Raw genomic sequence first — 5425 nt, 5'->3', positions numbered from 1 at the left:
GCGAGGGAGGCGTCGTCCCCGGTGTACGCCTGCACCTCGCGGCGCAGCAGGTCGGCCCACTCGTACTCGGTGCGGGCCCGTCGCAGGGTGCTCAGGAGCAGGTACTCGAAGTCGGCCGGGGTGTGCACGTAGCCGAACCAGCCGTCGGTGGCGGCGATCAGGACGCAGGGCATCGGGAAGGAGGCGATGACCTGCGTGTCGACGCCGAACTCGCGGTCCGCGCAGACCACGTTGGTCATCGGCGGATCGGTGCGCAGCAGCTCCAGGGCGTCGCTCTCCCGGGTGTGGTCCCGGGTGAGGACGTGCAGGCCCGAGTCGGGCGAGAGCACGTACGCCCGGGAGTCGCCCGCCCACAGCGGGCGCAGCTCGACGGCGGCCCCGTGGTCGAGGACGCGGTAGTGCACGCCGGCGAGCGTGGTGGGCAGCTGCCGGCGCATGGTGCCGCCGATCTTGCTGCGCCGCTGCGGAGCCTTCGCCAGGAACCAGGTCAGGTACTGGTGCAGGGAGGCGGGTCCCGGCTCCTCGGTCTCCCGGGCCACCTCGTGGAACCAGCAGTCCGTGGCGAGCCGCGCGATCCGCGAGCCGACCCAGGCACCGGTGTGCCACGTCCCGTCCGGGGCCTGCCACACGGGGCCCGCGCCCGCGCCGCCCGAACCGTCGAAGACCGCGACCATGCCCTGGTGGGTGCCCCAGTGATGGGCGACGAACGGCTCGGCGTCCTCCCCGTGGCCGGGCACCTGCTCGGTCCACACGGTGAGCGCCTGAAGACCCTCGACGTCCCCCGGCGTCGACCAGACCGCCTGGGAGGGCAGCGCCCGTGCCGGCGGGTCCGACAGGTCCGCCGGAGGGCTTCCGGCCCGGCCTCCGGGGGTTCCTTCGGGCGCGGTGGCGGGTGCGGCGGGCGGCGCGCCCGTGGGTACCGGCGGGCCGCCCGCGCCCGTGGCGAGGGCCTGCGCGGGGGCCGGTACGGAGGCGGGAGCGGCGGGCCCCGGGGACGCGGGCGGCGCGGACGGTACCGGGGGAACGGCGGACCCCGGGGGCGCGGGCGGGGGCGGTGGCCACCGGTCCTGGCGGTGCGCGGGCGCGGCGTGCCGCGCCCCGTGCTCGTGCTCTGCCATCAGTGCTCCCTGTCGGGTCCGGGCCGGGGTGTGTCCCGCTTCGGGGCGTCCCGTCTGGTGGCGCCCCGCACCCGGCTCACCCGGGACGCGGGACGGTCGGCGGCCGCTTCCCCGGCGGGGCGCGGCTCCGGGGTGGCGGCGCGGGGCGCGGGCCGGTCCGTCCCCCCGGCTCCGGCGGGCGGCAGCGGCTCGTCCTCGGGCGGCCCGGAACGCCCGGCCTCCCGGCGCCCGTCCCGCCCCGTGGCCCGCTCCTCGTCGCGGGCGGTGCGGCGGGCCGGCCCGTGCCCGTCCGGGCGGCCGGAGCCGTATGTGCCCGAGACGCGGCCTGCGGTGCGCGGCCGGCCGTCCTCGCCGCGCGCCTCGTCCCGCACGACCTCGCCGCGCAGCGGCCGGCGGCCCGGTTCGTCCTCCTCGTGCCCCGGTCCGAGCGCGGGGGCCGGGTCCGCCGCGCGGGCGAGGGAGCCGCGCAGCCGGCCGCGCCGGGCGGCCCCGTCGAACAGGCCCTCGCCGTCGCGGAGCACCTCCTCCAGGACGGCGCGTTCCAGTTCCGCCTGCTCGAAGGGCTCCCGGTCCGCGTCCCCGCGTGCCAGGACCAGGCGCATGATCTCGCGCCGCACCTCGCGCTTCTCGGCCTCGTTCTTCTCGATCCAGGCGAGCGCCGCCCGGGGGCCCTCCTTCTCCATGATCTCGGCGATCAGGCCGTCGAGCCCCTCCTCGCGGATCATGTCCAGGTGCCGGCCGCGCCGCATCCCCGAGAGCCGCGTCTCCCTCACCACGTCCCGGAACTCCCGTCCGCTGGTGGCGATCTCGTCCTCGTCGACGAGGAGTTCGACGTGGATGTTCCGCAGACGGACCGCGTCGTCCCCGGTGAATCCGGCCAGGGTCGCGTTCAGAGCCCGCTCGGCCTGGTGGAATTCGGCGATGTCGTAGTCCCGCGCCACCTCCCGGAGCATCTTCCGGAAGTAGCCGTGGAGCGCCCCGCTCATGTCCCGGATGCCGCGCGCCACGACCTGGGCCGGGTCGGCGACCCGGCACACCAGGTCGACCCGGCTGCGGAAGGAGAACGTGGGGTCCCGGCTGAGCAGCGGGATGTCGAGAACCAGCCGGTGCTCGGTCATGTCGACGGTGAACACGCCCTGGTACGTGCCGAAGCGGGAGGACGGGATCTCCTCGCCGCTGCGGATCGTCAGCGACGGGCCGCTCTCCCTGACCAGGACGAGCGCGCTCCCGGGCCTCGGCGGTCGGACCGGCTTCGTCAGCCGCCACTTCGGCAGCTCCTCGAAGGACAGCACCGGGTCGTAGGTCTGCTCTCCCACGGGTTCCTCCCTCTCGTCGGCGGTGCGGGGCCGGACGGCGCGGTCCGGGTGGTGCGGGTCGTCGGGCCGGAGTCGTACGGCCGGGCCGGTGTGCCGGTGCGGATCAGGTCGTACGGGTCAGGCGCGCGTGCAGCACGGCCGCGTTGCGCGAGGGCCGTTCGCGGTCGTGCGCCCACTTGTTCAGCCACCAGAGCAGCCGCTCCCGGTGCGAGCCCGGCCTGCGGGCCACGTCGGTGAGGAGGCCGGCCAGCGCGTCGAGCGTTCCCGGGTGCCACCGGTCCGCGTACGTGTCGATCCACTCGCGCAGGGCGAGCAGGGCGCTCTCCTGCACCGGGCGGCGCGCCAGGGCCCGGGCCCACAGTTCCGCGAGGGCCGCGCGGTGCGTGGGCAGCCCGCTCAGCAGCAGCGGCACGCCCGGCACCCCGTCCACGGGACCGTCCGCCGACGCCTCGTACGGCCGGGTCGTCGCGAAGACGAAGGCGGACAGCGACTTCATCACCATGGGGGAGAGGTCCTGCGGCGCGGACCAGTCCAGATAGGCGGCGAGCAGCGGCCCCGCCTGCCCCTGGTGGACCAGGTGCACCCCGCTCCACGCCACGGACGGCAGCGTGCCCCAGTCGTCGCCCCGGTCGAGTGCGTCCCGCAGGACGGCCATCGACCGGTCCGGCGCGGTGCGGCCCAGGAGCCCGCCCGCCGTGTTGGCCGCCGTCCCCGCGAGCCGCCGCTCACGGGCCGAGCTGCCGCCGCGCGCCCAGTCGTGCAGCAGCGCCCACACGGCGTCGGTCGAGTCGGCGTCGCCGCCGGCCACCCCGAGTGCCGTGGCGGCGGCCTGGCGGAGCTGCCAGGACTCCCCTGCGGCCCAGGCGGTCAGGTAGCGGTGCACGGCGTAGTGGTGGTCCGCCCGAGCGAGCACCCCGGCGGCGACGGCGGCCCGGGCCCGTACCTCCAGGTCGTGGTGGCCGAGGAGCTGCCGCAGCCAGGAGAGCAGGGCCTCGCGCCAGCCGTCGAGCCCCGTCCAGGCGTAGAGGAGGACGACCTGGCCGACGAGGGCGTTGCGGAAGCGGACGCGCGGCGGCCCGCCCGCGCTGCCGTCGAGCCTGATCCACTGCTGCTCGTCGCCCAGCCGGTCCCTGAACCGGACGTCCGGCGGGGCCGGTGAGGGCTCCGCGAGCGCGGTCCGGAGCTTCACCGCGGCCTCGGCGACGGTCAGGTAGCCGCACTCCTCCAGGACGGCCGCGGCGAGCGCGAACGCCACGGCCTCCGGGTGCCGGTGGCGGTCGAACCAGGCCCGCACCTGGTCACTGGGGTCGCGCAGCGCGGCGGCAGCGGCGGCCACGTCCCGCCCGGCGGCGATCTCGGCGGCGAGCCGTGCCGCGTGCCGGGCGGCGGGCAGCTCCCGCAGGGTGTCGGTGACGCCGCCGGAGGCGCAGCGGGCCCGCAGTTCGGCGTACGCCTCCGGGGCGGCGCCGAGCCCGAGGACCCGCCGTTCGAGGACGGCCATCGGGTCCACGGGGGCGAGATCGTGCGCGGCGACCGCCGCCCCGCCGTCCCCGCGCACGGCGATCGCGAGGTCCTGGCCGCCGGTGAGCACCAGGTGGCAGCCCCGGGCGCGCAGGGCCGCCACGACGGCCGGCAGCAGCCGGGGGAGCGCGCGGAAGTGGCGGGCCCCTTCGGGCCCGTCCCCGACGTGGGCCACGTATCCGCTGGAGGGCACGGGCGGTTCCCAGCCGGGGGCGAGCAGGTCGGCCGGGTCGAGGAGCCGGTGGCAGATCCCGCCGCCGTCGGCACCGGCCAGCGCGAGCGCCTCGGCGAGCAGGTTGACCGCGGTGGCCTCGCGCCCGCTGCCGGAGGGCCCGGTCAGGACGAGCAGCCGCCGCTCGCCGAGGAGGCCGAGGGCGGAGCGGTACCCGGGCGGCCGGACGAACCGGGTGGTGTGGTCGTCCAGTTCGGCGGCGTCGAGCGGCAGGACGGAACCCTCGCCGGCGGCGGCCCGCTCACGGGGCCGCCGGCCGCCGTCCGTGTGGAAGCCGCCGCCGAAGCTGACGGTGTCGTTGAAGAGGGCCAGCGTGCCGATCCGGGTGCCGGAGGCGTCGGCGCTGAGCCGCTGCGCGATGAGGTCGGCGATGGCCCCGGCCCGCTGGGCCTCCGACCGCTCCGGGTCGTCGGTCGCGCCGTCCTCGGCGAGCGAACGCAGCGCGTCGGTCGAGCTGACGGGGCCGTCCTGTTCCGCTCCTGTGCCCCGCCGCTCGCTCTCCGGCGCGGCCTCGGGCGGGTCGGCGGGGGCGGGCGGCGGAGCGGGTTCGGAGCTCGCAGCGCCGGACGGGGCGGCGGTGTCTTCCTCGCTCATGGCACACGGGTTTCCGGGAGGGACGGACGAAGAGGGGCACGCCGACGGCGGCCCCCTCACTTGCTCGGGGAACGGACTCGCGGGGACTTACGAGACGTTCCAGTCGCCCTTGATCTCGACCTTCTCGTTGAACACCTGGGCGTTCTTGATCAGGGCGGCGCTGACCTGCGGCCCACCGCGCCCGCCGGCCGCGGCGACCGCCTCGTCGACCATGCGCCGCAGGTCGTCCTCGAACTGGCGGTCCCTCAGCATGTGCGCGGCGAGCATCCGCTCGAGTTCCTGCCGGCCGGACTCGTCGTCCGGGGCGTCCGCCACGTGCTCCAGAGCCGCCTCGGCCTCGGAGTCCCCGCGGAACCGGGCCCTGATCCGTTCGACGAGCCGCGCTCCGCCGCTCCAGCCGCTGCGGCCGGCCTCCTGGCCGGTGGCCTCCAGAGCGCCCTTGACGACAAGGGCCACGCCCGCGGCGGCGACTGCGGTGATCGGATCCATGTGCTCCCCCGGTTGTTCCTTGCACACACGTGAGGCCATTCAAGTGGTCCTCGGGTACCGCGCCAGACGGTCGGCGAACAATGACCGAAAACTGCCCGGCGAGGGAGGTGATGGCCGATTCCGCTCGATGGGCCCTCGTGGGCGCTCCCGGGCGG

Annotated in this window: 4 protein-coding genes; all 4 read right to left on the bottom strand. The window is 76.6% G+C overall.

What is annotated here, in order from left to right; genetic code table 11:
* Positions 1 to 1118: hypothetical protein (locus RIF68_RS26035; RefSeq protein WP_309053733.1), on the bottom strand; the 1118-nt coding region annotated here is incomplete at its 3' end.
* On the bottom strand, positions 1118 to 2434 hold the full coding sequence (locus RIF68_RS26030) for a hypothetical protein (RefSeq protein ID WP_309053732.1): 1317 nt from the start codon (positions 2432 to 2434) through the stop codon (positions 1118 to 1120). The genes RIF68_RS26035 and RIF68_RS26030, both read right to left, overlap by 1 nt.
* Positions 2435 to 2537: 103 nt before the next feature.
* Positions 2538 to 4781, bottom strand: a complete 2244-nt coding sequence (locus RIF68_RS26025; RefSeq protein WP_309053731.1) for a hypothetical protein — start codon at positions 4779 to 4781, stop codon at positions 2538 to 2540.
* 87 nt (positions 4782 to 4868) lie between these two features.
* Positions 4869 to 5270 carry a hypothetical protein gene (locus tag RIF68_RS26020; RefSeq protein WP_309053730.1) on the bottom strand — a complete coding sequence of 134 codons (402 nt, stop codon included), beginning with the start codon at positions 5268 to 5270 and terminating at the stop codon, positions 4869 to 4871.
* Positions 5271 to 5425: the final 155 nt, after the last annotated feature.

Origin of the sequence: Streptomyces sp. (assembly GCF_031178505.1) — a bacterium.
Taxonomy (GTDB): domain Bacteria; phylum Actinomycetota; class Actinomycetes; order Streptomycetales; family Streptomycetaceae; genus Streptomyces; species Streptomyces gulbargensis.
This window is presented reverse-complemented; position numbering and strand designations above follow the sequence as displayed.

What these genes read in the sequence shown, in the direction of transcription:
- RIF68_RS26025 (WP_309053731.1), bottom strand. Translation starts at nt 4,781, where the DNA reads ATGAGCGAGGAAGACACCGCCGCCCCGTCCGGCGCTGCGAGCTCCGAA.
- RIF68_RS26020 (WP_309053730.1), bottom strand. Translation starts at nt 5,270, where the DNA reads ATGGATCCGATCACCGCAGTCGCCGCCGCGGGCGTGGCCCTTGTCGTC.